The 25,163-nt window shown below is 70.0% G+C and carries 24 protein-coding genes; 5 read left to right on the top strand and 19 right to left on the bottom strand.

The window, feature by feature from the left end:
* Positions 1 to 1,347: an acetyl-CoA carboxylase biotin carboxylase subunit gene (accC, locus tag MRB58_RS14475; protein WP_244777833.1), complete on the top strand. Its 1,347-nt coding sequence runs from the start codon at positions 1 to 3 to the stop codon at positions 1,345 to 1,347.
* On the top strand, positions 1,344 to 2,009 hold the full coding sequence (gene aat, locus MRB58_RS14470) for a leucyl/phenylalanyl-tRNA--protein transferase (RefSeq protein WP_244777832.1): 666 nt from the start codon (positions 1,344 to 1,346) through the stop codon (positions 2,007 to 2,009). The genes accC and aat overlap by 4 nt, the downstream gene beginning before the upstream one ends.
* Before the next feature lie 40 nt (positions 2,010 to 2,049).
* Here aat and MRB58_RS14465 read toward each other — a convergent pair whose 3' ends face one another.
* The 6 genes from MRB58_RS14465 to MRB58_RS14440 all read right to left on the bottom strand — a co-directional run bounded on the left by MRB58_RS14465 (position 2,050) and on the right by MRB58_RS14440 (position 8,717).
* The gene (locus MRB58_RS14465; protein WP_371747181.1) at positions 2,050 to 2,622 is read right to left on the bottom strand and encodes a DUF2155 domain-containing protein; all 573 of its coding nucleotides are present in this window, start codon (positions 2,620 to 2,622) and stop codon (positions 2,050 to 2,052) included.
* 8 nt (positions 2,623 to 2,630) lie between these two features.
* Entirely contained in the window at positions 2,631 to 3,401 is a 771-nt protein-coding gene (locus MRB58_RS14460) for a trans-aconitate 2-methyltransferase (protein WP_244777831.1), read from the bottom strand.
* Positions 3,402 to 3,403: 2 nt separating this feature from the next.
* Positions 3,404 to 6,196: a valine--tRNA ligase gene (locus MRB58_RS14455; RefSeq protein WP_244777830.1), complete on the bottom strand. Its 2,793-nt coding sequence runs from the start codon at positions 6,194 to 6,196 to the stop codon at positions 3,404 to 3,406.
* 100 nt (positions 6,197 to 6,296) lie between these two features.
* Entirely contained in the window at positions 6,297 to 7,682 is a 1,386-nt protein-coding gene (locus MRB58_RS14450; RefSeq protein ID WP_244777829.1) for an ATP-binding protein, read from the bottom strand.
* A gap of 23 nt (positions 7,683 to 7,705) precedes the next feature.
* Positions 7,706 to 8,377, bottom strand: a complete 672-nt coding sequence (locus MRB58_RS14445) for a response regulator transcription factor (RefSeq protein ID WP_244777828.1) — start codon at positions 8,375 to 8,377, stop codon at positions 7,706 to 7,708.
* A gap of 61 nt (positions 8,378 to 8,438) precedes the next feature.
* Complete coding sequence (locus MRB58_RS14440; RefSeq protein WP_244777827.1) at positions 8,439 to 8,717, bottom strand: PepSY domain-containing protein; 279 nt, start codon at positions 8,715 to 8,717, stop codon at positions 8,439 to 8,441.
* Positions 8,718 to 9,098: 381 nt separating this feature from the next.
* On the opposite strand from MRB58_RS14440, the gene recJ reads away from it, so the two are divergent.
* Positions 9,099 to 10,937: a single-stranded-DNA-specific exonuclease RecJ gene (gene recJ / locus MRB58_RS14435; RefSeq protein WP_244777826.1), complete on the top strand. Its 1,839-nt coding sequence runs from the start codon at positions 9,099 to 9,101 to the stop codon at positions 10,935 to 10,937.
* On the opposite strand, the gene MRB58_RS14430 is transcribed toward recJ, so the two are convergent.
* From MRB58_RS14430 to glpX, 3 genes are all read right to left on the bottom strand, one after another.
* A complete protein-coding gene (locus MRB58_RS14430; protein ID WP_244777825.1) occupies positions 10,934 to 12,055 on the bottom strand; it encodes an amidase family protein in 1,122 nt (373 codons plus the stop codon). The two genes, recJ and MRB58_RS14430, sit on opposite strands and share 4 nt — an antisense overlap.
* A complete protein-coding gene (locus tag MRB58_RS14425) occupies positions 12,052 to 12,675 on the bottom strand; it encodes a TIGR02117 family protein (protein WP_244777824.1) in 624 nt (207 codons plus the stop codon). Before MRB58_RS14425 ends, MRB58_RS14430 begins: the two co-directional genes overlap by 4 nt.
* An 89-nt stretch (positions 12,676 to 12,764) precedes the next feature.
* On the bottom strand, positions 12,765 to 13,754 hold the full coding sequence (glpX, locus tag MRB58_RS14420) for a class II fructose-bisphosphatase (protein ID WP_244777823.1): 990 nt from the start codon (positions 13,752 to 13,754) through the stop codon (positions 12,765 to 12,767).
* 269 nt (positions 13,755 to 14,023) lie between these two features.
* Here glpX and MRB58_RS14415 point away from each other — a divergent pair, with 269 nt between their 5' ends.
* Positions 14,024 to 14,893, top strand: coding sequence for a hypothetical protein (locus MRB58_RS14415; RefSeq protein WP_244777822.1), 870 nt, complete (start codon positions 14,024 to 14,026; stop codon positions 14,891 to 14,893).
* Positions 14,894 to 14,907: 14 nt separating this feature from the next.
* Here the strand turns inward: MRB58_RS14415 and MRB58_RS14410 are convergent, their stop codons facing one another.
* From MRB58_RS14410 to MRB58_RS14395, 4 genes are all read right to left on the bottom strand, one after another.
* A complete protein-coding gene (locus tag MRB58_RS14410) occupies positions 14,908 to 16,212 on the bottom strand; it encodes a homoserine dehydrogenase (RefSeq protein ID WP_244777821.1) in 1,305 nt (434 codons plus the stop codon).
* 78 nt (positions 16,213 to 16,290) lie between these two features.
* Entirely contained in the window at positions 16,291 to 17,301 is a 1,011-nt protein-coding gene (locus MRB58_RS14405) for a DUF563 domain-containing protein (protein ID WP_244777820.1), read from the bottom strand.
* Between the two features lie 58 nt (positions 17,302 to 17,359).
* Entirely contained in the window at positions 17,360 to 18,565 is a 1,206-nt protein-coding gene (locus MRB58_RS14400) for an LL-diaminopimelate aminotransferase (protein WP_244777819.1), read from the bottom strand.
* A 47-nt stretch (positions 18,566 to 18,612) separates the two neighbouring features.
* Complete coding sequence (locus MRB58_RS14395; RefSeq protein ID WP_244777818.1) at positions 18,613 to 19,155, bottom strand: hypothetical protein; 543 nt, start codon at positions 19,153 to 19,155, stop codon at positions 18,613 to 18,615.
* 185 nt (positions 19,156 to 19,340) lie between these two features.
* Between MRB58_RS14395 and MRB58_RS14390 the strand changes: the two genes are divergently transcribed.
* Positions 19,341 to 21,164: an alpha/beta hydrolase gene (locus MRB58_RS14390; protein WP_244777817.1), complete on the top strand. Its 1,824-nt coding sequence runs from the start codon at positions 19,341 to 19,343 to the stop codon at positions 21,162 to 21,164.
* 27 nt (positions 21,165 to 21,191) lie between these two features.
* Here MRB58_RS14390 and MRB58_RS14385 read toward each other — a convergent pair whose 3' ends face one another.
* The 6 genes from MRB58_RS14385 to MRB58_RS14360 all read right to left on the bottom strand — a co-directional run bounded on the left by MRB58_RS14385 (position 21,192) and on the right by MRB58_RS14360 (position 25,147).
* Entirely contained in the window at positions 21,192 to 21,821 is a 630-nt protein-coding gene (locus tag MRB58_RS14385) for a YqaA family protein (RefSeq protein ID WP_244777816.1), read from the bottom strand.
* Between the two features lie 90 nt (positions 21,822 to 21,911).
* Positions 21,912 to 22,946 carry an N-acetyl-gamma-glutamyl-phosphate reductase gene (gene argC, locus MRB58_RS14380; protein WP_244777815.1) on the bottom strand — a complete coding sequence of 345 codons (1,035 nt, stop codon included), beginning with the start codon at positions 22,944 to 22,946 and terminating at the stop codon, positions 21,912 to 21,914.
* 138 nt (positions 22,947 to 23,084) lie between these two features.
* Positions 23,085 to 23,621 carry a GNAT family N-acetyltransferase gene (locus MRB58_RS14375; RefSeq protein ID WP_244777814.1) on the bottom strand — a complete coding sequence of 179 codons (537 nt, stop codon included), beginning with the start codon at positions 23,619 to 23,621 and terminating at the stop codon, positions 23,085 to 23,087.
* 18 nt (positions 23,622 to 23,639) lie between these two features.
* The gene (rpsI, locus tag MRB58_RS14370) at positions 23,640 to 24,134 is read right to left on the bottom strand and encodes a 30S ribosomal protein S9 (RefSeq protein WP_244777813.1); all 495 of its coding nucleotides are present in this window, start codon (positions 24,132 to 24,134) and stop codon (positions 23,640 to 23,642) included.
* Complete coding sequence (gene rplM, locus MRB58_RS14365) at positions 24,131 to 24,595, bottom strand: 50S ribosomal protein L13 (RefSeq protein WP_244777812.1); 465 nt, start codon at positions 24,593 to 24,595, stop codon at positions 24,131 to 24,133. The genes rpsI and rplM overlap by 4 nt, the downstream gene beginning before the upstream one ends.
* 126 nt (positions 24,596 to 24,721) lie before the next feature.
* Positions 24,722 to 25,147 (bottom strand): PaaI family thioesterase, encoded by a 426-nt coding sequence (locus MRB58_RS14360; protein ID WP_244777811.1) that lies wholly within the window; start codon positions 25,145 to 25,147, stop codon positions 24,722 to 24,724.
* Positions 25,148 to 25,163 lie beyond the last annotated feature (16 nt).

The raw sequence follows: 25,163 nt of genomic DNA, 5'->3' as shown, positions 1-25,163 counted from the left end.
ATGTTCCGCAAAGTCCTCATCGCCAACCGCGGTGAGATCGCGCTGCGCGTCCAACGCGCCTGCAAGGAGCTCGGCATTCAGACGGTCGCGGTGCATTCCACCGCCGACGTCGACGCCATGCACGTGCGTCTTGCCGACGAGTCGGTCTGCATCGGCCCGTCCGCCGCGTCCGACAGCTACCTGAACATCCCCGCGATCGTCGCCGCCTGCGAAATCACCGGAGCGGACGCCGTCCACCCCGGCTACGGCTTCCTGTCCGAGAATGCGCGTTTCGCCGAGATCCTGGAAGCGCACGACATCACCTTCATCGGCCCGACGTCGGAACAGATCCGCGTCATGGGCGACAAGATCGAGGCCAAGCGCACCGCCAAGGCGCTCGGAATCCCGGTCGTCCCCGGCTCCGAAGGCGCGATCCGGTCCGAGGCGGAGCTGCGCGCCGTCGCCGCCGAGATCGGCTACCCGGTGCTCATCAAGGCGTCGGCCGGCGGTGGCGGACGCGGCATGACGGTGGCCCGCTCGGCCGACGAGGTGGTCTCCGCCGCCCAGCGCGCCCGCGCCGAGGCGAAGGCGTCCTTCGGCAACGACGAGGTCTACCTCGAGAAGTACCTCACCAAGCCGCGGCACATCGAGATCCAGGTGATCGGCGACGGCCAGGGCGACGCCGTGGCGCTCGGCGAGCGCGACTGCTCGCTTCAGCGGCGGCACCAGAAGGTGTGGGAAGAGGCCCGTTCCCCGGCCCTCAACGAGGACCAGCGCCGGCGCATCTACGACACCTGCGCCAAGGCCATGCAGGACATGCGCTACCGCGGCGCCGGCACGATCGAGTTCCTGTACGAAGACGGCGAGTTCTATTTCATCGAAATGAACACCCGCTTGCAGGTGGAGCACCCGGTCACGGAGATGATCACCGGGCTCGACCTCGTCCACGCGCAGATCCGCGTCGCCTCGGGTGGCAAGCTCGGCTTCAGCCAGGAGGACGTGCAGTACAACGGCCACGCGATCGAGTGCCGCGTGAACGCCGAGCACCCGCGCACGTTCATCCCCTCTCCCGGTACGATCACGCACTATCACCCGCCGGGCGGGCTCGGAGTCCGCGTCGATTCGGCCGTCTATCAGGGCTACCGGATCCCCCCTTACTACGATAGCCTGATCGGCAAGCTGATCGTTCACGGCAACAACCGGGTCGAGTGCCTGATGCGTCTGCGGCGGGCGCTCGACGAATTCGTCGTGGACGGGATCGAGTCCACCCTCCCCCTCTTCCGCGAGCTGGTCCAGGATCCGGACATCGCCAACGGGGCATACGACATCCACTGGCTGGAGAACTTCCTGGCGAGAGGGAAGGTATGACGAGCCCGGACAACATCGTCCTCGAGATCACGCCGGAGGTTCTCCTCAAGGCGTATGCCTGCGGGATCTTCCCCATGGCGGAATCGGCGGACGATCCGGGTCTTTATTGGATTGAACCAGAGCGGCGGGGCATCCTGCCGCTCGAAACATTTCATGTCCCCCGTCGTCTCGCCCGCCTCGTCCGCCAGGAGCGGTTCGAGGTCCGGATCGACACCGACTTCGCCGGGGTGATCGACGGGTGCGCCGCCCCGGCGCCGGGCCGCCAGCGGACCTGGATCAACGGTCGTATCCAGCAGCTCTATTCCAGCCTGCACCGCCTCGGGCAGGCTCACTCGGTCGAAACCTATCTCGACGGGATGCTCGTCGGCGGGCTCTACGGCGTCCGGTTGGGCGGCGCCTTCTTCGGCGAGTCGATGTTCTCCATCGTGCGCGACGCGTCCAAGGTGGCGCTGGTGCACCTGGCCGGCCGGCTCGCGATCGGCGGCTTCACGCTGCTCGACGCACAGTTCATCACCGAGCATCTCAGCCAGTTCGGCGCCACCGAGGTCAGCCGCCGGCACTACCAGTCGCTGCTCGACGAGGCGATGCGCACCGAAGGCGACTTCGCCCCCGGCCGCATCTACACCGGCGACGAGGTCCTCACCGCGCTCGACCGCGACTGACGCCCACCCGCGACCCTACCGCCCACGCGCTGCTGCCCCGTCAGCCGTCGTCCTCGCCCAGGAAGGGGTCGACCACCTCCTCGGTGACGCGCGGCGTATGCGGCGGCCGCGGCTTGGGGATCGGCTGCCAGCCTTCCGGACGCTCGATCACGCCCATCTCGTCCTGCGCATATTCGTCCTGCGCGAAGCCCGGCGGCGGGGCCACCTCGGTCGACAGGGCGCAATCCTTCAGCCACACGTCGTAGACGGGGTGCTCCACGGCGTTGAGGCCGGGGCTCGCCGCGAACATCCAGCCGGTGAAGATGCGGCGGATGCGCGAATCGAGAGTGATCTCGTCCACTTCGGCGAAGACGACCGTGTTGGGCTCTTCCGTGGGCGGCTGGGTCTGGCAGGTGCGCGGCGTGACGCGCAGCGCGCCGAACTGCACAGTCTCGTTGATGTAGACGTCGAACGAGATGATGCGGCCGGTCACCTTGTCGAGCCCGGAGAAGACGGCGACCGGGTTCTCGATCGGCGCCGCCTCGGCCGGCGGCGGGTCGCCCACCAGCAGCGCGGCCGACGCGCCGACGGCCGCGAAGGCGGACAGCATCCCAACAACCACCGGACGGAGCATCACAGACCTCAGATCGCGTACGCTTCGAAGCGGAGCCGCACATAGTCGACGATCCACACCCCGTCGGGGTCCCGCAACGCCGGCGCCAGCAGGGCCTCGGCATCCGCCAGAACCGCCGATGCGGCTGCGCCCGCTTGGTTCAAGTATGGGTTCATAAAGGTCTCGAGCCATCCCACAACCCCCGACGCGGGAAGTGCGGTCGGCCGCGGGATCAGCACGCAGCGTTCCACCTTGAACCCGGCGCCCGTCAACAGGCCGCTGTAGCCCTCGGCGGTCGGGAAGTACCACGGATGGGCGAGCGCGGGATCGACGTCGTATCGAGGGGCGAGCGCGGCGAGGGCGGTGCGCATGGTGGCGACGTTGCCGTGGCCGCCGAATTCCCCGACGAAGCGGCCGCCCGGCTTCAGCGCCCGGCGGACACCGGCGGCGACGGCCTCGGCCTCGCGCATCCAGTGCAGCGCAGCGTTGGAGAAGACGGCGTCGAACTCGGCGTCGAAGTCCAGCGCGGCACCGTCGCCGAGCTTCACGTCGAGCCCGCGTGCTGCGGCGGCGGCGACCAGGTCCGTGCTGGCGTCGACACCCAGGACGCTGGCGCCGGTGGCGACCAGCCGCTCGGTCAGCGCCCCGTCACCGCAGCCGAGGTCGAGGATCCGCTCGCCCGGCCGTGGCGCCAGCCAGTCGACCACGCCTCCGGCGAGGTCGGCGACGAAGCGGGCGTTCTTCGCGTAGGCATCGGCGGACCAGACCTGCGTCGCGCCGGAGGATGAGGGGCTTGCCATGGTCAGTCCACCGGTTCCAGGCGGCCGATCGCGGCCCGCAGCTTCTCCAGCTTGGCCTCTGCATCGCCGCGCTTCTCGCGCTGCTCGTCGATGGTGTCGGCGTCGGCCTTCTCGAGGAACTTCGGATTGGAAAGCCGCCCGTCGATCTTGGCGACGTCCGACTCCAGCCGCTTCAGCTCCTTGGCGAGGCGCGCGCGCTCTGCCGCGAGGTCGACGAGACCGGCGAGCGGCAGGCAGACGACGACGTCGCCGACCACCGACTGCGCGGAGTTGGGCGGCGCGATGTCGGACACCTTCAGTTCCGAGGCGCGGGCGAGGCGGCGGATGGCGGCGTCGTGCGAGGCGAGCCAGCCCTCCTGCGCGCGCGAGCCGCCGACGACCACGACCTCCGCCTCGGTCGCCGCCGGGACGTTGGATTCGGACCGCAGCGAGCGCACCGCGGCGACGAGGTCGACGACGAAGTTGATCTCGTCGGCCGCCGTGCCGTCCTCGAACCCGCCGGTGGGCCAGGGGGTGTGGATCAGCAGCGTCTCACGCTCGATGCCGGACTGTTCGGCCGTGATCGCCCAAAGCTCTTCGGTGATGAACGGCATGAACGGGTGCAGCATGACGAGGATCTGGTCGATGACGTGGGCCGTCACCGCGCGCAGCTCTTTCTTTTCGTCCTCGTTCTGGCCGATCAGGCCGGGCTTGGCGAGTTCCAGGAACCAGTCGCAGAAGGTGTTCCAGGTGAAGCGGTAGATCGCCGCCGCCGCGTCGTTGAAGCGGTAGGCCTCGATCGCGCGGGTGACGTCGCCGGCGGTGCGGTTCGCCTCGGTCAGCACCCAGCGCGACAGGGTGCCCTGCGCGTCCGCCGGGTCGAACGCCGGGTCGATGCGGCACTCGTTCATGTCGGCGAAGCGGGTGGCGTTCCAGAGCTTGGTGGCGAAGTTGCGGTAGCCCTGGACGCGCGCCTTGGCGATCTTCACGTCGCGGCCCTGGGCGGCCATCGCGGCGAGGGTGAAGCGCAGCGCGTCGGCGCCGAACTCGTCCATCAGCTCCAGCGGGTCGACGACGTTGCCCTTCGACTTCGACATCTTGGCGCCCTTCTCGTCGCGGACGAGGGCGTGGATGTAGACGGTGTCGAACGGCACCTGGTTGAGGAAGTGCATGCCCATCATCATCATCCGGGCGACCCAGAAGAAGATGATGTCGAACCCGGTCGAGAGGACGCTGGTCGGGTAGTATTTCCGCAGCTCCGGCGTGCGCTCGGGCCAGCCGAGCGTGGAGAACGGCCACAGCGCCGAGGAGAACCACGTGTCGAGCACGTCCTCGTCGCGGTAGAGGAGCGTCTCCCCCTCGGTGCCGGCTTCCCAGGCGGCCAGCGCTTCGGCGCGCGGGGCGAAGCGGATCGGCGTGCCGTAGTGGATCGTCGCGGTGCGGGCGACGTCGGCCTCGGAGCGCTCGACGTAGATCTTGCCGTCCGGCCCGTACCATGCCGGGATCTGGTGGCCCCACCAGAGCTGGCGCGACACGCACCAGGGCTGGATGTTCTCCATCCAGTCGAAATAGGTCTTCGACCAGTTGGCGGGGACGAACTTGGTCTTGCCCTCGTTGACCGCGTCCATCGCCGGGCCGGCGAGACGCTTGGCGTTGACGTACCACTGGTCGGTCAGGAACGGCTCGATGGCGACGCCCGACCGGTCGCCGTAGGGCACCATGTGAACGTTGTCTTCGATCTTCTCGACGAAGCCGCCCTCTTCCATCTTGGCGACGATGGCCTTGCGCGCGGCGAAGCGGTCCTCGCCGTGCAGCTCGTCGACCAGGGCGGCGACTGTCGCCGGGTCGAGGCCGGCGGCGAAGTCGGCATTGCCCTCCAGGAGGACGGCGGCCTGCTCGTCGAAGATGTTGATGACGGGAAGCTTGTGGCGCTTGCCGACCTCAAAGTCGTTGAAGTCGTGCGCCGGGGTGATCTTCACCGCACCCGAGCCCTTCTCCGGGTCGGAGTATGTATCGCCGACGATCGGGATGCGGCGGCCGACCAGCGGCAGGACGACGTTCTTGCCGATGAGGTGGGCGTAGCGCTCGTCCTCCGGGTGGACGGCGACGGCGGTGTCGCCCAGCATCGTCTCGGGCCGCGTGGTGGCGACGACGATGTAGGTGGACGGGTCTTCCGGGTCGAACGTCACGCCTTCCAGCGGATAGCGGAAGTGGGTCAGCGTCCCCTTCACTTCCTTGGACTCGACCTCGAGATCGGAGATCGCGGTCAGGAACTTCGGGTCCCAGTTGACCAGGCGCTTGTCGCGGTAGATCAGCCCCTGCTTGTGCAGGCGGACGAAGACGGTGAGCACCGCCTCCGAGAGGCCCGCGTCCATGGTGAAGCGGTCGCGCGACCAGTCGCAGGACGCGCCCAGCCTGTCGAGCTGGCCTTTGATGGCCCCGCCCGACTCCGCCTTCCACGCCCAGACGCGATCCAGGAACGCCTCGCGGCCCATCTCGCGGCGCGTCGGCTCACCGTTGGCGGCGAGCTGACGCTCGACGACCATCTGCGTCGCGATGCCGGCGTGGTCGGTGCCGGGCTGCCACAGGACGTCCTTGCCGCGCATCCGCTCGAAGCGGACCATCACGTCCTGGAGCGTGTTGTTGAGGGCGTGCCCCATGTGGAGCGAGCCCGTCACGTTCGGCGGCGGAATGACGATGCAGAAGGTCTGCGCATCCCTCCCCGCCCCCGCGCCGGCACGGAACGCGTCGGCCTCTTGCCAAACTTCGCGAATGCGCGGCTCGATCGACGCCGCGTCGTAGGTCTTTTCGAACATGGATCCACACCCTTAGACGGTGTGCCTAAGACCCTGCACCGCCTCTCGTCAACGAAGACGTTCACCATTGCGGCGACGCAGTGGCACCGGCCGCGACGACTCAGGCCCGCGGCAGCAGCACCGTCACGCGCAGCCCACCCATATCGGCTCGGCCGAGGTCCAGTCTACCGCCATAAAGCTCGATCAGCTCGGCGACGATGGAAAGACCCAGCCCGCTGCCCGGCTTCGTCTGGTCGAGACGCTTGCCGCGCGAGACGACCTCGCTGCGTTCGCTCTCCGAAAGGCCCGGCCCGTCGTCGACGATCTCGATCACGAAGGAGCGCTTGAAGGCGGCGCCCGCGAGCGCCTCGTCGCTGGGGCGCACGCGGATCATCACCTCGCGGTCCGCCCACTTCAGGCCGTTGTCGACCAGATTGCCGACGACCTCCTCCAGGTCCTGCTGTTCACCGGCGAACTGGATGCCCTTGGGCTGCTCCAGCGTCACCGCGATGCCGCGCGGTTCGGCCAACCGCGCCATCGCCCGGTGCAGCCGTTCCAGCACGGGGCCGACGTCGGTCGTGGTGCCGATGAAGCGGTCCTGCGCGGCCATCTGGGCCCGGTCGAGGTAGTAGCGCACCTGGCGTTGCATGGTGTGAACCTGCTCGCGCACCGATCGCGGCAGCGGCTCCGGTGCGTTGCCGGCATCGTTGAGGAGCACGCTGAGCGGCGTCTTGAGCGCGTGCGCCAGGTTGCCGACGTGCCGGCGCGCGCGCTCCAGAGTGGCGTGGTTGGAATCGATCAGCGTGTTGAGCGCATCGGCGACCGGGGCGATCTCGGTCGGGAACTTGGTGCTGACGTGCTGCACGCGGCCTTGGCGCACCGCCTCCAATTCCTGGCCGAGCTGGCGCAGCGGGCGCAGGCTGATCCGCCAATGGATGAACGTCACCGCCACCAGCACCATCGCGAACGAGCCGAGATAGAGCGCCAGGCGCGTCGTGAAGGAGGCGGTGTCGGCGGCGATGGTGGAGGCCGCACCGCTCACGACGACCATCACCCACTGCCCATCGGCGAAGGCGACGCGGCGGGCGATGAGGCGCTGCGCATCACCCGTCGGCCCCTGCCCGTACCCCTGGTGCGGCGCCGCGTAGCCGACGTTCGTCTCGAACCCCTCCGGCATGTCGATCACGTCGCCGGCGAGCGATTCGGAGGTCTGCACCACCTCCCCCGTCGCGCTGTCGACCACCATCCAGTACCAGCCCGACAGCGGCAGCACGAAGCGCGGCTCGCCGAGGTCCGGCGGGATGCCGCCATAGCGGTCGTCGTCCTGCTCGGAGAGCTGGGCGATCAGCATCGCGAGGTAGACGTTGAGGGTATCGTCGAACCGCGCCTCGACGGTGGTGCGAAACGCCGAGACGAGGACGATGCCCGTCGCCACCAGCGCGAAGGTCGCCCACGTCAGGGACGTGAGCAGCAGCCGCGCCGACAGCGACTTGGGCCAGATCCTCATGCCGCGCGCCTCACGCCGGGCGCTCAGTCGGCCGCGCCCGGCTCCGACACGCGGTAGCCCAGGCCCCGCACCGTCTCGATGATATCGGCGCCGAGCTTCTTGCGCAGGCGGCCGATGAACACCTCGATGGTGTTGGAATCGCGGTCGAAGTCCTGGTCGTAGAGGTGCTCGGTCAGCTCGGTGCGCGACACGATCCGGCCCTGGTGCATCATCAGGTAGGCGAGCACCCGGTACTCGTGCGAGGTCAGCTTGATGAGCGTGCCGTCCACCGTCACCCGGCTCGCCCGCGCATCGAGCTCCACCGGACCGCAGACGTAGTCGTTAGAGGCGTTGCCGGCGGCGCGGCGGATCAGCGCCCGCACGCGCGCCATGATCTCCTCCATGTGGAACGGCTTGGTGACGTAATCGTCGGCGCCCGCGTCGATGCCGGCGACCTTGTCGCTCCAGCGGTCGCGGGCGGTCAGCACCAGCACGGGCATGCGCCGCGCGTTCTTGCGCCACCGCTCCAGCACCGAGATGCCGTCGAGCTCCGGCAGGCCGAGGTCCAGGATGGCGACGTCGTAGGGCTCGGTATCGCCGAGGAAGTGCCCCTCCTCGCCGTCGAACGCGGCGTCCACCGCATAGCCGCCGGCCTTGAGCGCGTCGCACAGTTGACGATTGAGATCGCGATCGTCTTCCACGACGAGCACACGCATACGCTTCTCCTCACCCCCTCCAAGGCGCGCCCCGAGAGCCGCGCCGCTCGATGTTCCCGCCTCAGCGGATGGGCTGGCCGCTGCGCGCGTCGACCACCCGGTCGACCACCCGCCCGTCGCCCTGCAGGACGGTGACGCGCCACGTCAGCCCGCCCGCCCCTTCGCACAGGTTGAGCCGCAATACCTTGCCGCCCAGCTTGCGTCCGATCTGCCCCGGCCGCACCGCCTGGCCGGAGCTGACCGCCTGGCGCTGCTGGCTCTGCGACAAACACCCCGCCTGGGCCGCCGCCGGCGCCGCGTCCCACAGGACGAGCGTCCCGGCCTGGGCCAGGAACGTCACGGCGGCTATGATCCTTACGAGGTGCATGGTCGCGAGGATTAGTAGCATGCCCGTGTACGCCCAATGAACGAAAACGCGCCGGACGCCGCCGCTTATATCGACTGGACGGTGGAGCATGCCCCGCCGGCGACGGCCGACCGGGAGCCCGCCCCGGCCACGGCGCACGCCCCCAGCCCCGGCGGCGCGGTGAGCGGCGGCAAGGCGGGCGCGGCAAACCCCTTCACCGCCAACGCCTTGGCCGCTGCGCAGGCCCGCACGGCGGCCTTGCTGACGACGCGTCGCGGTCTGTCGGCGGCGTCAACCGCGCTCTGGCTTCGCGCACGGCAATCCACACCTTTGCGCGATACGGGGTCGGAAGTCGGGGATCTTAACGATTGGGTAATGGAAAAGGTCTCGCATCGGGTGATGGTCGAGGCGTCCTGCGTCCAGAGTGTCCCCGTGTCTGAAACCTCCGTCCTCGGTGTCGATCAATCGCTGTCCGGCCGTCGCTGGATGCGCCGGCTCGACGAACGCGGCGAGCGCACCGCAATGGCGCTCGCCCAGCGCCATACCCTGCCGGAGATCGTCGCACGGGTGCTCGCCGGCCGCGGCGTCGATCTCGACAATGCCGGGCGCGAGCTGACGCCGACCATCCGCGAGCTGATGCCGGACCCGTCCACCCTCACCGCTTGCGACGCGCTGGTCGCCCGCCTCGCCGACGCCATCGACCGCGGTGAGCGCATCGTCCTCTTCGCCGACTACGACGTCGACGGCGCGACGTCCGCCGCCGTCGTCGCGCGCACGCTCGCCCACCTCGCCGTCACGCCGCGGATCGTCATCCCCGACCGCATCACCGATGGATACGGCCCCTCGATCCCCGCCATGGAGGCGCTGGCCGACGAGGGAACCGACGTCCTCCTCTGCCTCGACTGCGGCGCCGGCGCGATCGAGCCGGTGGCCGCCGCCAAGGCCCGCGGCATGACCGTCCTGGTGATCGACCATCACCCGGTGACGGCGCTCGCCCCGGCCGACCACATCGTCAACCCGAACCGGCCGGACGACCTCTCGGGCCTGTCCGACTGCGCGGCCGTGGGCGTCGCCTTCATCGTCATGGTGGGGCTGATGCGCGAGATGCGCCGCCGCGGCCGGTTCGAGGGGCGCACCGAGCCCAGCCTCATGCCGCTGCTCGACTGCGTCGCGCTGGGCACCGTGGCGGACGTGGTGCCGCTGTCGCCGCTCAACCGCGCCTTCGTCACCCGCGGCCTGGTGGCGCTGCGGCGGCGCGAGAACCTGGGGCTGGCGGCGCTGACGACCGTCTCCAAGCTCTCCGGTCCGGTGGATGCGGGGCACCTCGGTTTCGTCCTCGGCCCCCGGATCAACGCGGGCGGGCGCATCGGCCGGTCCGGCCTCGGCGCCCGACTGCTGACGTCCGACGATCCGGCCGAGACCGAAGCGATCGCCACCGAGCTCGATCGCCTCAACCGCGAGCGCCGCAGCCTCGAGACCGCCGCCCTCGCCGAGGCCACGGCGCTGGTCGACGAGGACGCTGCGGTGATCGTGGTCGCCGGGCGCTGGCATCCGGGCGTCGTCGGCCTGGTGGCGGCACGGCTCAAGGAGCGGTTCCGCAAGCCGGCCCTCGCCATCGGCCTCGGCGACGAGGCGGGCACCGGGTCGGGCCGCTCGATCTCCGGCGTTGACCTCGGCGCGGCAATCCGCGAGGCGGCCGCCGCCGGGCTCCTGCTCAAGGGCGGCGGACACGCGATGGCGGCCGGCCTGACCGTGGCGCCCGAGCGGATCGAAGCGCTGACGGCATGGCTGACCGAACGGCTCGGCCCCGCCGTGCGCGAGGCGGTCCTGCGCGACACCCTGAAGATCGACGCCATCGCCGCCCCCGGCGCCCTCGACGAACCGCTCGCCCGCCTCTTGACCGAGCACGGCCCGTGGGGCGCCGGCCGGCCCAAGCCCGTCATCGCGCTCGACGGCGCCTATATCGACCATGTGATGAAGGTCGGCACGGGCGAATCGCTGAAGCTGCGCCTTTCGGGCCGCGCCGGCCCGCCGATCGAGGCGATGCTGTTCCGCCCCGCCGGTCCCGTCGGCGACCGCCTGCGTGCCGCGCGAGGCGCCACGGTCAACATCGCCGTCGAGGTCGCGCACGGCGCCTTCCGCGGCGTTCCGCGGGCCGACATCACCGTCGTCGACGTCGCCGAGATCAGCGCCGCCGTCCGCCGCGCCGCCTAACGGCGCCGAAGCCGCTCGACGAGCCGCCGAACGGTCGCGAACAGCCACTCGTCGCGCCCTGCCGCGCCCACGAACTGGACCGACAGCCCCTCCACCGGCGCCACCACCACCGGCAGTCCGGCGATGTTGAACATCTCGGTCAGACGGATGTTGGCGTTGGTGATCGGCAGCGTCTCGCCGCGCACGGTGGCGTTCTGCGCGCCCCGGTCCGCCGGCGCCATCGGCAAGGTCGGCAGGAGCAGCACCATGTCCGGGGCCATCGCGGCGCGCCATGCCTCCCGCGCCGCGTCGCACACCTCCCGCGCCTCGGCGAGATGCGCCTCCGACAGCGTCTCGGCATAGGCGAGACCGCCGGCGGTCACCGGCGGGAAACGGTCGGGCGCGGCGGCCCAGTCCGCCCGGTGCACGCTCAGCCCGTCGGCGCAGACGAGGTCCGAGTGGGCGATCGCGGCGGTGCGATAGGACGCCGGATTGCCGAGCGGCACCGCGCCCAGCCGCGCGCATATGGGCGCGAAGGCGGCGGCGACGGGAGGGTCCACGTCGGCCAGCTCGTCGGCGGCGAACGCGACGCGCGGCGCGGCATCGCCCGCCTCGGCCCAGCGGTCCACCAGATGCGGCAGGGCCGGCGCCAGATCGCCGAAGGTGCGCGCCATGGCACCGACGACGTCGAACCGCGGCGACAGCGGCAGGATGCCCTCCATCGCGCCGCGCTCGTTGGTCGGCTTGAAGGCGACGAGGTCGCAATAGGCGGCGGGAATGCGCACCGAGCCGCCGGTGTCGGTGCCGAGACCCACGTCGGCGAGCCCGCCGGCCACCGCCGCGGCCGATCCGCCGCTGGACCCACCGACCGCGCGCTCCGGGTGGCGCGGGTTGACGACCTCCGCGGTCATCGTGCCGAAGCCGGCACCGTCCGTCGCCGTGGTGCCCACCACCGCGTACCCCGCCCGGCGCAGCCGCGCGACGACGGCTGCGTCCTGCGTCGCACGGCGCTCGGCGCGCACCGGCAGGCCGGCAGTCTGCTTCAGGCCTGCCACCGCGATCATGTCCTTCACGGCCAGGCGCGGCCCCGGTCCCGGAGCGGCGACCCGGTCGACGAAGGCGTTGAAGGGGTCGGTCATTGCGCGGCACTCTCCTTCGCGGCGCGGGCGAGCCCCGACACGAAGGGCGACCACAACGGCATCGCGAGCCCGGCCCGCCGCAGCAGCGCAGCGACCCAGACGTTGCATGTTCTCAGCACAGAATACTGGGGCACCGCCGCGAAAAAGCCATCCGCCGGACCATAGGCCCGCCCCGGCAACGGCACCGGCGCCCCGCCGTCGCGCGCCAACGCGGCGTCGAGCCCGGCCACCAGCCGCCGGTAGCCGGTGTCGCTCAATCGCAGCGCGACGGCGCCGGGGATGCCGGCCGGGTCGCCGAGCACGGTGAGGTGCACGACCCCGTCGTCCCACAGTGCGTCGAGGACGTGGCCGGGTCGCAGGTCCGCCAGTTTCCGGACGTTGAGATAGAACGCCTCGGAGCCCCACCCCAAGGCGACGTGCGAGGCGGCATCGGCCATGAGGTCACGCTCGGCGCGGGAGCCGGCGAAGGCGGCCGAACGCAGCAGCGGGCGCCAATCGGCGACATCGTCGGCCACCGGCACGACGATGTCGGCATGGATGGGGCTGGTGACGAGGTAGACCGTTCGTACGGTCGGCCCCTCGCCCACGTCCGCGCCGGGGAGGATGATGCGCGAGCCCACCAGCGCGAGCCCCCCGGCGATCGCCAGCGCGACGGCGAGGCCCGCGAGAAGGGCCAGCGCCGCGCGAATTGCCCGCCCGACCGAGCGGATCAGGCGTGCAGGAACTTCGAGAAGTCGGTATGGCGCGCCTTGATGGTGCGCACGGTCCCGTGCAGCGAGCGCATCACGATGGTCTCGGTCTCGATATATTCGGGATGGAAGCGCACCCCGCGCACGAGATTGCCGTCGGTCACGCCGGTCGCCGAGAAGTAGACGTCGCCCTGCGCCATCTCCTCGTGGGTGTAGATCTTTTCCGGGTCGGAGATGCCCATCTTCTCGGCGCGGGTACGGCGCTCCTCGTTGTCGAGGATGAGGCGGCCCTGCATCTGGCCGCCGACGCAGCGCAGCGCCGCCGCGGCGAGCACGCCCTCGGGCGCCGCGCCGATGCCGATGTAGAGGTCGATGCCCGACTCCAGCGGGTTCGTCGTGTTGATGACGCCGGCGACGTCCCCGTCCGAGATGAGGCGGACCGCCGCACCCGTGCCGCGCAGTTCGGCGATCAGCTGCGCGTGGCGCGGCCGGTCGAGCACGCACGCGGTGATCTCCGCGGGCGGCACGCCCTTCTCCTTGGCCACGCGGCGGATCACCTCCTCCGGCGGCATGTCGAGTTCGACGAGGCCGTCCGGGTAACCGGGGCCGATCGCGATCTTCTGCATGTAGACGTCGGGCGCGTTGAGGAGCGCGCCGCCTGAGGCGAGCGCCAAGGTGGCGATCGAGTTCGGCATATCCTTGGCGCACAGCGTCGTGCCCTCGAGCGGATCGAGCGCGATGTCGACGCGCTTGCCGCCGGAGCCGACGGCCTCGCCGATGTAGAGCATGGGGGCTTCGTCGCGCTCACCCTCGCCGATCACCACGATGCCCTCGATGGCGAGGCGGTTGAGTTCGCGCCGCATCGCGTCGACGGCGGCCTGATCGGCCGCTTTCTCGTCGCCGCGCCCGCGCAAGCGTGCCGCGGCCACCGCAGCACGTTCGGTCACACGCATAACCTCGACGGTCAGAACGCGGTCGAGCGCCCCTTGCGGCGTTGTATCTTCAGACATGAGCCTACTGTCGTCTCCGCTCCTCGGAAGGACATCCTTGTGACGCGTTGTTGGGCTTGGTGCAATCGTTAGCGAACACATCAAGTGCCTCAACGCCTTGCATGCTGCTCACTCCGGCAGCGCCCGGCCGGAAAAGTGAATTTTCGCCACAACAACGCCCGATCAGCGCCGGATCTCTCCCACGTCTGGAGCGTTGAGGAACTGACCCTGCGCGGCCGCGCAGGATCGAACACGCCTTTTGCACTGCGAAAACTTGCGCGAGCGGACCCATGTTCATCTACAGCGCCTTCGACCGGCCGGACGCGCCGCCGGTCTACACTGCCGAAGCCCTCGTCTCCGCCCGTTCGCTGCGCCGGTTCACCGACAAGCCGATCCGCCTTCTGACGAGCCGGCCCGACCTTGCCGAGATGCTGGCCCGGCGGCCGGGCTTTCCGTTCAGCGACGTGGTGCCCCTCCACGGCGACGTGGCGCCCAAAGCGTTCAAGATCCGCTCCATCGGCACCATGGCGGGCGCCGATTGCATCTTCCTCGACACGGACACGATCATCTACGGCGACATCAGCCGGGTGTTCGAGTTCGGCCCCTTCGATCTCGCCGGGGTCCACATGCCCTACCATCGCGAAGAAATCGTGACGATGGAGGACGCCGTCGCCAAGGAGGGCCGGCGCTACTACGCGCTCAACTCGGGCGTCCTGTTCATCCGCGGCGAGTTCGCGGGGCCGCTGTCGGAGCGGTGGGGCGAGGCCTACGCCTTGGCGCTGGAGCGCAACGGGCCGGGAGCGATGGACCAGCCGCCCCTCGTCAATGCGCTGTTGAAGCTGAAACCGGCGCTATGGCCGCTGTCGCAGAACTTCAACTACCGGCTGATGTACGGCGGCGTGATTTCGGGCACGATCTTCGTCGTCCACACGCACTACAGGCGCGACGTGCGGCGCATCGTCGACGCCGATTTCGACCATGGGGTGATCGACGCGTTGATCGAGCGCATCGGCGCCATCAACGCCTCAGTCGAGCGGGCGACGCTGCCCCAGGCCAGCATGCAGACGGTGCCGCGCCATGTGCTGAGCCGGCACCGCCCGCGGGCGGGCCTCGCCTGGGCACTCGGCCCGCTGCGCCGCAGGCTCGGCCGGGCGTACTAGTTCGGCGCCCGCGCCTACAGCGTCTGCGCGATGCGGATGACGTGCGGCGCGCGCACCACGATGCCCTCCGCCTCGATCGCCTTCAGCGCGCGGGCGAGCGCGGCCTCGTCGGTCGGGTAGGTCACGAGGATCACCGTCTGCTGCTCGAGCGGGGGGAGATGCTCGGGCCGGTGCGGCGTCTTCTGGACGATCTGCTCCAGGCTGATGTGCTCGACCGCCATGTGCTTGGCGAGCGCGGCGAAGGCGCCGGCCCGGTCGGCGATCGGCAGGCGCACGTAGAAGGCGCCGTGATGGCCGCCGGCCTGCGGCTTCTGGAACGGCTTCAGCGAGGACGACGGGCGCCCCAGCGGCGGCGGGGCGAGGCCGCGGGCGAGGTCGGTCAGGTCCGACAGCACCGCCGAGGCGGTCGCCGAGCCGCCCGCACCTGGACCGGACAGCACCATCTCGCCGAACGCCGGCCCGCGGATCGACACCGCGTTGGTGACGCCCGACGTCTCGGCAAGCGCGGAGCCGCGCGGCACCATCGTCGGGTGCACGCGCTGGTCGACGCCGTCCTCGCTCATCGTCGCGATGCCGAGGAGCTTGATGCGGAAGCCCAGTTCCGCCGCCGCGGCGATGTCCGCCGGCTCGATGCCGCGGATCCCCTCGATGTTCATCGCCTCGGCGTCGATCTCGGTGGTGAAGGCGATCGAGGCGAGGATGGCGAGCTTGTGGGCGGTGTCGAACCCGTCGACGTCGAATGTCGGATCGGCTTCGGCGTAGCCGAGACGCTGCGCGTCGGCGAGGCATTCCTCGAAGGCGATGCCGTCGGTCTCCATCCGCGTCAGGATGTAGTTGCAGGTGCCGTTCATGATGCCGAGCACGGAGGCGATCGGCACGCCCGCCAGCCCGTCGCGCACGGTGCGGATCGCCGGGATCGCCCCAGCGACGGCGGCCTCGTAGAGGAGCGGGACGCCCGCCGCCTCGGCCATCGCGACGAGGCGCATGCCGTGCTCGGCCAGCAGCGCCTTGTTGGCGGTGACGACGGCCTTGCCCGACCGCAGCGCCGCCTCGACCGAGGCGAGCGCCGCGCCGCCCGCACCGCCGATCAGCTCGACGAAGACGTCGGCGGGACTCTCGGCCATCTCGACCGGGTCGTCGAACCAGGTCATGCCGGCGAGGTCGACGCCGCGGTCGCGCGAGCGGTCGCGCGCGGAGACCGCGACCACCTCGATCGTGCGCCCGGAGCCGCCGTGCGTCGGCTCGGCCTGGAGGAGCCGAATGGTGGACGCGCCGACCGTCCCAAGGCCGGCGATGGCGATTTTGAGCGTTTCGGTCACGGACACCTTCTTCGGATCACGGGGTTCGTCGTGGGGCGACACAAAACCCATTCCCGCCGGGAAGGCCAGTGGTCCGTCTCAGAAAGACGCCGGTTGTGCCGCGTCGCGCGCGGCGGCGACCAGCGCCTCGGCAGCGATCGGCTCGCCCGGCGGGGCGCCGCCGAAGCCGTCAAGGATGCGGTAGGGCTGCTCCAGAAGGTCGCAGATCGCCAGCTGGGTGCGGTTGCGCCGCTCCGGACGGCCATGGCTGCGACTGTCGGTGATCTCCAGCACCGGCGTGCCGGGCGGGGCGAAGACGCTGTTGTGCAGGTTGCTGCCGGAGAACCCCGCCAGCACCGACGCGCGCGAGAACAGCGCCACTTGGGCCTCCGGCGCCAGCGCCGCACCGTCGACGATGCGAAAGCCGTGCTCCGCCATCACGGCGTAGAACCGCTCTTCCTGGGGGTGCAGGCGGCCGTGGCCGGCGGGGCGGCGCGCCACCATCGGCACCCGCGGCCCCGCCTCGCCGAAGCGGGCGACGATGCGGGCGTAGACCTCGCGCAGCACCGGGTGCATCGCCGGCTGGCGAAACGGCGCGCCGAAGACGCTCAACCGCTCGGGGACGTGCAGGACGTCGACCCGCGTGGTGTCGCCCAGCGCCAGCAGCGGGCGCGTGCCCCACCCCGCCGCGTCCAGGAGCCCGGCCCAGGTAAGCAGGCGCTGGCGGATGGTGCCGGCGCCGGCCGGCCGCGCGAAGGGGGCGAAGAGCACCGGGCAGTCGGGCAGCGTCGGCCCGGCCCAGGCGGTGCTCAGCGTCTCGAACAGGAAGTGGCCCCAGTCGTGGAAGACGTGTCCGGCGAAGATCGCCTCGGCGTGATGCGCGGCAGCGGGCGCGGCGCGGTCGATGCTCAGCGGGTCGACGGGGCGAAAGTGGCCGAGCCATGCCGGCCGCAGCGAGGCCGGCACCAGCCCGCCCTCCGCACCGTAGACGGCACCGACGAACGTCGCGGCGGCGGGGTCGATCGACGCCGGCGTGATCGTGGCACCGGGCACGCGAACGGTCGCGGGGGCGAGCGCGCGGCCCTGGAAGGAGCGGACGGGGGAAGGCACGGAGAAGCGCCGCCCGCCCGGGACCGCCGGAGCGGCCGCGGGGGCGGGCGGCCGTCGCTCAGCGCGTGGCCGACATCGGCACCACGTTGTGCCGCCGGTCCAGGAACTTCTTCACGCTGCGCGCGGCCTGGCGGATGCGCTGCTCGTTCTCCACCAGGGCGATCCGCACATGCCCGTCGCCGTGCTCGCCGAAGCCGATGCCCGGCGCCACGGCGACCGACGCCTCCTCCAGAAGCTCCTTGGCGAACTGCAACGAGCCGAGATGGGCGAGCTGCGGCGGAATCGGCGCCCAGGCGAACATCGACGCCTGCGGCGAGGGGATCTCCCACCCGGCCCGCGCGAACGAGTCGACCAGCGCGTCGCGGCGCTTGCGGTAGACGTCGCGCACCTCGGAGATGCACTCGTCGCCGCCGTTGAGCGCGGCGGTCGCGGCCACCTGAATCGGCGTAAAGGCGCCATAGTCGAGGTAGGACTTGACCCGCGCCAGCGCCGCGATGAGCCGCGGATTGCCGACCGCAAAGCCCATGCGCCAACCCGGCATCGAGAACGTCTTCGACATCGAGGTGAACTCGACCGCGATCTCCTTCGCGCCCTCCACCTGGAGGACCGAGGGGGGCGGCGTGCCGTCGAAGTAGATCTCCGAGTAGGCGAGATCCGACAGCACCCAGATGTCGTGCTTCTTGGCGAACTTCACCACCTCTTTGTAGAACTCGAGGTCGGCTATGTGGGCGCCCGGATTGGACGGGTAGCACAGGACCATCGCGATCGGCTTGGGCACGGAATGGACCACCGCCCGCTCCAGCGCGCGGAAGAACTCCTCGCCCGGCTCGGCCGGGATCGAACGGGTGGAGCCGCCGGCCATCAGGAAGCCGAAGGCGTGAATGGGGTAGGACGGGTTGGGCGTCAGCACCACGTCGCCGGGCGCGGTGATCGCCTGCGCCATGTTGGCGAAGCCCTCCTTGGAGCCGAGCGTCGCGACGACCTCGGTGTCCGGGTCGAGCTTCACGCCGAAGCGGCGATCGTAGTAGGCGGCCTGGGCGCGGCGCAGGCCCGGAATGCCCTTGGAGGCGGAGTAGCGGTTGGTGCGCGGCTTGGAGACCGTCTCGACCAGCTTGTCGCAGATCGCCTGCGGGGTCGGCAGGTCCGGGTTGCCCATGCCGAGGTCGATGATATCGGCCCCGTTGGCGCGTGCGCCCGCCTTGAGGCGGTTCACCTCCTCGAACACATAGGGTGGAAGCCGGCGGATCTTATGGAATTCTTGCACCGGTGGCATCGCGACAACTCCGAACGTTTGATGCGAAATACAGCGTCCTACCGTGGCGGCGCAACTGGCGCGCCGGAGAATGGCTCGGGCCCCACCGAGCGTGGCGGCGCGGCACCGGGGTCGAGCGGGCGGCCCGCGTCAACCTGCGGCTCGGGGCTTGCGCCGGGCTGGGCGGCGGCGCCGGCCCCGCGCTTGCTGCCGGAGGCGATGCGGTTGCGCACCTCCTCGGGGTTGGAGGGCGCGACGGAGGTCCCCGCCGCGCTGCTCGACGCCTCGATCCGCCGGCGCATCTCCTCGCGCTGCGTGGCGGCGCGGGCGGTGAGGTCGCCGGCGAAGCTCGACCGGTCGATCCGGGCGGTGCGGGCGCGCGAGGCCGCCCCCTCGGCGGCGACCATCTGCTTGGCCGCCTCGACCCCCTTCGGCTCGCGCGGCAGACCGGGCACCGAGGCGGGGTCGGCGAGGATGTTGGGGAAGCCGTCGGCCGTCTGCGCCGGGGCCTCGGACGGAAGCACCGTCGCAGGCCGCTGCGGCAGCGGGATCAGCGGCGCGGCCGGGTCCATCGTGCAGCCCGACACGGCCAAACCCGCCATTAGCACGGACCAACGCCCCAGAGCCCTCACGCACCCACCCCACACCGGCGAAATTCGGTAACCCTGCGCCGCGATCCGGCGCCCTTTTTCGGCCCGCCCTGTTGGCAACCGAGCCCTGACGTCCCATGACTGAGGTATAAAAGAAAGAACGGGCGGTTAATTAGTGATTGCGGAGGAGCTCGGAGATGGCAGTTCGTGATGTGAGCGACACACCGCGGGATCCAGTGCTGAACTATATCGTCGAGAATCCGGAAGAGTTCGCCAAGAACCTCACCCTCATGCTGGGCCACGCCAACGAGGCGATCGCGGCCTACGTCGCCCCGATGCAGCAGGGCGAGATCAAGAACGATCGCAGCGACGAGATCGCGGAGTGGATCCGCACCTTGTCGCGCGTCTCCCACTATTGGATGGCCGATCCGACCCGCGCGTTCGAGGCGCAGGCGCGCCTGACGCGGGACTGGACCGCGCTCTACGCCAACGCGATGCGCCGCATGGCCGGCGAGGAGGCCGAGCCCGTCGCCACCCCCGAACCCGGCGACAAGCGCTTTTCCGACAAGGACTGGACCGCGGTCCAGTTCTTCGACTTCATCAAGCAGGGCTACCTCATCACCACGCGCTGGGCGCAGAGCCTCGTCGACGAGACCGACGACCTCGACGAGCACACGCGCGCCAAGGCGGCGTTCTACGTCAAGCAGCTCTCGGCGGCCCTCTCGCCCTCCAACTTCATCTTCACCAACCCCGAGCTCCTGCGCGAGACGGCGAGCCGGTCGGGCGAAAACCTCGCCCACGGCATGAAGATGCTGGCCGAGGACGTCGCCCGCGGCAAAGGCGAGCTGCGGCTGCGACAGTCCGACCCGGACAAGTTCGAGGTGGGCGTCAACGTCGCGGTCACACCGGGCGACGTGATCGCGGAGAGCCGCGTGGCGCAGCTCATCCAGTACAAGGCGGCGACCGAGACGGTGGCGAAGGAGCCGATCTTCATCGTCCCGCCGTGGATCAACAAGTTCTACATCCTCGACCTCAACACCGAGAAGTCGATGATCAAGTGGCTGACCGAGCAGGGGCACACGGTGTTCGTGCTGTCGTGGGTCAACCCGGACGAGAGCCTCGCCCACCACGATTTCGTCAGCTACATGCGCGAGGGGATTTTGTTGGGGGTCGACCACGTCTCCAAGGCGGCGGGCACCGAGAAGATCGACATCGTCGGCTACTGCGTGGGCGGCACGCTGCTGGCGATGACGCTCGCCTACATGGCGCGGATGGGGGACCGGCGGATCAACACCGCGACCTTCCTCACCGCACAGATCGACTTCACCCACGCCGGCGATCTGAAGATCTTCGTCGACCGTGACCAGCTGGCGACGCTGGAGCGCAAGATGGACGCCAAGGGATACCTGGAAGGGTCCTCGATGGCGACGGCGTTCAACATGCTGCGCGCCAACGACCTGATCTGGCCCTACGTCGTCAACAACTATATCAAGGGCAAGGACCCCTTCCCCTTCGATCTGCTGTTCTGGAACTCCGACGCGACGCGGATGCCGGCGGCGAACCACAAATACTACCTGCGCAACTTCTACCTCGACAACCTCTTCGCCAAGGGTGAGCTGGAGGTCGACGGGCTGAAGCTGTCGCCGGCCAACATCAACGTGCCGGTCTTCAACGTCGCCACCAAGGAGGACCATATCGCCCCGGCGCTGTCGGTCTACACCGGCAACAAGCTGCTGGGCGGCGAGGCGAAATTCGTCCTCACCGGGTCCGGCCACATCGCCGGCATCGTCAACCCGCCGGCCAAGAACAAGTACCAGGTCTGGATCGACGGCGACATGAGCGGCTCGCTGGAGGACTGGATCCAGTCCGCCCAGGAGGTCAAAGGCTCGTGGTGGCCGCTGTGGCACACATGGCTCGGCGAGCACCGCTCCGGCGAGACGGTGGAGGCGCGGCCGCCCGGCGGCGGCGTCTTCAACGCGATCGAGCCGGCGCCGGGCCGCTACGTGAAGATGCGGTTCTGAGGCGGCCGGCACGGGCCCCCGCCGCACCTAGACGAGGAACGAGAAGACCAGCCAGAAGGCGACCAGGAAGGCGAGCGAGGCCAGCAGCGTGACCCACTTGGGGACGCGGTAGCGCTTGATGCGCTCGCCCAGGAGGCGGCACAGCAGCGCCAGGCCGAAGTAGCGGATCGCCCGGCTGGCGGTGATCGCGGCGAAGAAGGTCAAGAAGCCGAGTTCGGACGCGCCGGCACCGAGTGTCGCCAGTTGCAGCGGCGCGGGGCCGACCGAGATGAGAAAGACGGTCCAGAAATAGCCGCCCTGCGACAGGTCGTCGAGCGTCGACTGGTAGGTCGCCTCCAGCCCGAAGCGTTGCAGCAGCGGCTGCACGACGGGCTCGAACAGCAGGTTGCCGACGGCATAGAACAGCGACGCGCCGATCAGGGCGCCGACGAGCGCGGCCGTCGCGATCGCCCACGAACGGCGCGGCCAGGCGAGCATCAACGGCAAGATCACCGCCTCGAGCGGGATCGGCACCACGGTCGACTCGCCCAGCGACAGTGCCGTGACGCCGACTTCCGAGTGCGCCAGCCGCTGCGAGACGCGGCTGAACGCGTTGTCGTCCGGTTGGGCGGCCCGCCGGTCGACGGCCACGGGGTCGGAGGCGCTATAGTTCTGCATGACCCATCAAACCGGCGCGCCGGCCGAGCGGTTCCCTGCGGGCCGATCGGTCGCAGGGCACGGCCGGGCGCGGGCCCCGGCCGAGCGCGGTCAGGGGAACATCGCCAGCTGCTCGAGGCCGGTCGCCTCGTCGAGCCCGCACATGACGTTCATGTTCTGCACCGCCTGGCCGGAGGCGCCTTTGACGAGGTTGTCCAGCGTGGAGATGACGATCGTGCGCCCCGCCCGCCGATCGGCCACCACGCCGATACGGGTGAAGTTCGTGCCCCGCACATGGCGCGACTGCGGCACTTCGCCGAAGGGGAGCACGGTGACGAAGAACTCGTCGGCGTAACGCTCGGCGAGCGCGCCATGGACCGTCTTCGGGTCGCCGTCGACGTAGATCGTCGCGTAGATGCCGCGGTTCATCGGCACGAGGTGCGGCGTGAAGGTCGGTGCGACGTCGGCGCCGGCGGCGAGGGAGAGCTCCTGGTCCAGCTCGGCGGTGTGGCGGTGGTTCCCGACCGAGTAGGCGTGGAAGCCCTCGGACACCTCCGCGAAGAGCGTGCCGACCTTGGCCGCCCGCCCCGCCCCGGTGACGCCGGACTTGGCGTCGATGACGATGGTGTCCGTCTCGATCACGCCGGCGCTGACCAGCGGCACCAGCGGCAGCAGCGCGGTGGTGGTGTAGCAGCCGGGGTTGCCGACGAGGCGCGCCTTGGCGACCGCGGCGCGGTGGATCTCGGTGAGGCCGTAGACCGCTTCGGTCTGGAGCGCCTCGGCCTGGTGGGCGTGGCCGTACCAGTGGGCGTACATCGCCGGGTCCGACAGGCGGAAGTCGGCCGAGAGGTCGACCACCTTCAGCTCGGGCTTGGCCTCGAGTGCGGCCTTGAGCGAGGTCTGCGTGGTGCCGTGCGGCAAGGCGCAGAAGAGGACGTCCACCGGCGCGAGGTCGAGGTCGGCGATGGTGGTCAGCGTCGGCAGGTCATAGGCGGCGAGCTGCGGGAAGACCGATGCCATCGGCTTGCCGGCGTTCGACTCGGCCGACAGCGCGGTCACGGTAACGTCCGGATGCGGTATCAGGAGGCGCAGAAGCTCGGCGCCGGTGTAGCCGGAAGCGCCGTAGATCGCGACGTTGAGGGTCATGGGCGGGTCTCGATCGGAATTGGGCCCGGGAGGGCGGAACTCGGAGGCAAGATAGGACGGCGATGCGCCCGCGAAAGCGGGGCGGCGTCCGGGGATGCGCCCGTGGCAGCCGTCGGGCGTGCCTGCGGGGCGGCCGGGTCAGGCCTGCGGCGTCTCAGCCGCGGCGGCTTCGTCGCCGGCCCGGCGCTCGAAGCGCTGCTCTCCCACGTTGCCGTGCCATGTGTCCTCACCCGTCTCGGCCACCAGGCGGAAGCCGTGGCTCTCGTAGAGGTGCCGCGCGGCGTCGAGCCCCGCGAACGTCGTCAGCCACACGAGGCTATAGCCGCGCGCGTCGGCAAAGGCCAGCGTGTGCGAGAGGAGCCTGCGGCCGACGCCCGTGCCGCGGGCCGTGTCGGAGACGATGAACCAGCGCAGGCGCGGCCCCTCGTCACCGAACCCGGTGGCGTCGAGGCTGGCGGAACCGGCCAGCCGATCGCCCGTCCAGGCGGTGAGGAAGAGGTCGCGCTCCGGGTCCATCCGCGCGACGAAGGCGCCGAGCCCCGCCGCCACGTCCGCCTCGAAGCGCGGACCGAAGCCCCAGGCCGGGGCGTAGTAGGCGCCGTGCAGGCGCACCACGTCTCCGATCGCGCCGGGGCGGTAGTGATCGAGCCGGACGGAGGGGACAGGGTCCACCACGGTCCGGCCCGCTTGGCGTCAGCGCTTCGAGAACTGGAACGAACGGCGGGCCTTGCGGCGGCCGTACTTCTTACGCTCGACGACGCGCGAGTCGCGGGTCAGGAAGCCGACGCGCTTCAGGACCGGACGCAGGCCCGGCTCGTAGTGGGTCAGCGCCTTGGAGATGCCGTGACGCACCGCGCCCGCCTGGCCCGACAGACCACCGCCGGAGACGGTGCACATGATGTCGAACTGGCCGTCGCGCTGGGCGACGAGGAGCGGCTGGCGGATGACCATCTGCAGCACGGGGCGCGCGAAGTATTCCTCGTACGACTTGCCGCAGACGATGATGCGCCCGGTGCCCGGCTTCACCCACACGCGGGCGACGGCGTCCTTGCGCTTGCCGGTGGCATAGGCGCGGCCGAACTGGTCGAGCTTCTGGACGTGGACCGGGCCGGAGGTCTCTTCCGGGGCCGCGTCCTGACCGATGGCGGAGCCAAGGTCCTCGAGGGACGAAACGGTGGTATCGCTCACCAGGTCCTCACATTCTTCTTGTTCTGCGCGCCGAGGTCGACCGTCACGGGCTGCTGCGCCTCGTGGGGATGCTCGGGACCGGCGTAGACGCGGAGGTTCTTCATCTGCTGACGGCCGAGCGGGCCGCGAGGCATCATGCGCTTCACGGCCGCCTCGAGGACGCGCTCGGGGAAGCGGCCTTCGAGGATCTGCTTGGCGGTGCGCTCTTTGATGCCGCCCGGGTAGCCGGTGTGCTTGTAGTACACCTGCTGCTCGATCTTGCGGCCGGTGAAGACCACCTTGTCGGCATTGATGACGATGACATTGTCACCGCAGTCCACGTGCGGCGTGAAGTACGGCTTGTTCTTGCCGCGGAGACGAAGCGCGATCTGCGAGGCGAGGCGACCCACCACCAGATTGGTGGCGTCGATCACCACCCACTGCTTTTCGATCTCCGCAGGCTTTGCGGATTGGGTATACATGACGAACGATCCGATGAGGAAAGACGGGCCGCGTAAACGCAGCGTGGCGCGTATGTGTCGGCTCGCGGCGCATTCGTCAAGAAAAATCTTTTACACCAATAAAATCATAGCGTTAGTGGCAAGGTATCAGGATACCACCGTCGCATCCGTGGCCGGCATCGCGTAAGTCATCGTGCAATGCGCCAGCAACGCCTCGCCGGAGAACGCCTCCGCCACGATGACCGAGAGGCGCCGACCCGGCTTGACCACGCGCGCCACCATGCGGATCGGCGCCCCCGCCGCCCCCGCACGCAGGAACGAGATGTTGAGGTTGGTCGTCACCGCCATCTTCGCCTCGCCCGTCAGCGACAGCAGCGCGGCATAGGCGGCCGCGTCCGCCAGCATCATCAGCGTCGGTCCCGAGACGATGCCGCCGGGACGCAGGTGCGCCTCCCCCGGCGTCAGCGCCAGGGTGGCGACGCCCCCCTCGGCCGCCTCCACGGCGATCGATCCGGAGCCGAAGACCTGCGGGAAATCGGCGGCGAGGTAGTCTTTGACGTCCGCAAGGTGCATTGACTGAGGCGCTCAT

It is taken from the genome of Acuticoccus sp. I52.16.1, from assembly GCF_022865125.1.
GTDB lineage: Bacteria > Pseudomonadota > Alphaproteobacteria > Rhizobiales > Amorphaceae > Acuticoccus.
This window is presented reverse-complemented; position numbering and strand designations above follow the sequence as displayed.

Excerpts from the sequence above, each read along its gene's own strand:
- recJ (WP_244777826.1), top strand. The coding sequence starts at position 9,099 with ATGGAAAAGGTCTCGCATCGGGTGATGGTCGAGGCGTCCTGCGTCCAG.
- MRB58_RS14385 (WP_244777816.1), bottom strand. The coding sequence starts at position 21,821 with ATGCAGAACTATAGCGCCTCCGACCCCGTGGCCGTCGACCGGCGGGCC.
- argC (WP_244777815.1), bottom strand. The coding sequence starts at position 22,946 with ATGACCCTCAACGTCGCGATCTACGGCGCTTCCGGCTACACCGGCGCC.
- MRB58_RS14450 (WP_244777829.1), bottom strand. The coding sequence starts at position 7,682 with ATGAGGATCTGGCCCAAGTCGCTGTCGGCGCGGCTGCTGCTCACGTCC.
- MRB58_RS14390 (WP_244777817.1), top strand. The coding sequence starts at position 19,341 with ATGGCAGTTCGTGATGTGAGCGACACACCGCGGGATCCAGTGCTGAAC.
- MRB58_RS14415 (WP_244777822.1), top strand. The coding sequence starts at position 14,024 with ATGTTCATCTACAGCGCCTTCGACCGGCCGGACGCGCCGCCGGTCTAC.
- glpX (WP_244777823.1), bottom strand. The coding sequence starts at position 13,754 with ATGTCTGAAGATACAACGCCGCAAGGGGCGCTCGACCGCGTTCTGACC.
- MRB58_RS14360 (WP_244777811.1), bottom strand. The coding sequence starts at position 25,147 with ATGCACCTTGCGGACGTCAAAGACTACCTCGCCGCCGATTTCCCGCAG.
- rplM (WP_244777812.1), bottom strand. The coding sequence starts at position 24,595 with ATGTATACCCAATCCGCAAAGCCTGCGGAGATCGAAAAGCAGTGGGTG.
- MRB58_RS14430 (WP_244777825.1), bottom strand. The coding sequence starts at position 12,055 with ATGACCGACCCCTTCAACGCCTTCGTCGACCGGGTCGCCGCTCCGGGA.
- MRB58_RS14445 (WP_244777828.1), bottom strand. The coding sequence starts at position 8,377 with ATGCGTGTGCTCGTCGTGGAAGACGATCGCGATCTCAATCGTCAACTG.
- MRB58_RS14395 (WP_244777818.1), bottom strand. The coding sequence starts at position 19,155 with ATGGCGGGTTTGGCCGTGTCGGGCTGCACGATGGACCCGGCCGCGCCG.
- MRB58_RS14465 (WP_371747181.1), bottom strand. The coding sequence starts at position 2,622 with ATGCTCCGTCCGGTGGTTGTTGGGATGCTGTCCGCCTTCGCGGCCGTC.
- accC (WP_244777833.1), top strand. The coding sequence starts at position 1 with ATGTTCCGCAAAGTCCTCATCGCCAACCGCGGTGAGATCGCGCTGCGC.
- aat (WP_244777832.1), top strand. The coding sequence starts at position 1,344 with ATGACGAGCCCGGACAACATCGTCCTCGAGATCACGCCGGAGGTTCTC.
- MRB58_RS14460 (WP_244777831.1), bottom strand. The coding sequence starts at position 3,401 with ATGGCAAGCCCCTCATCCTCCGGCGCGACGCAGGTCTGGTCCGCCGAT.
- MRB58_RS14455 (WP_244777830.1), bottom strand. The coding sequence starts at position 6,196 with ATGTTCGAAAAGACCTACGACGCGGCGTCGATCGAGCCGCGCATTCGC.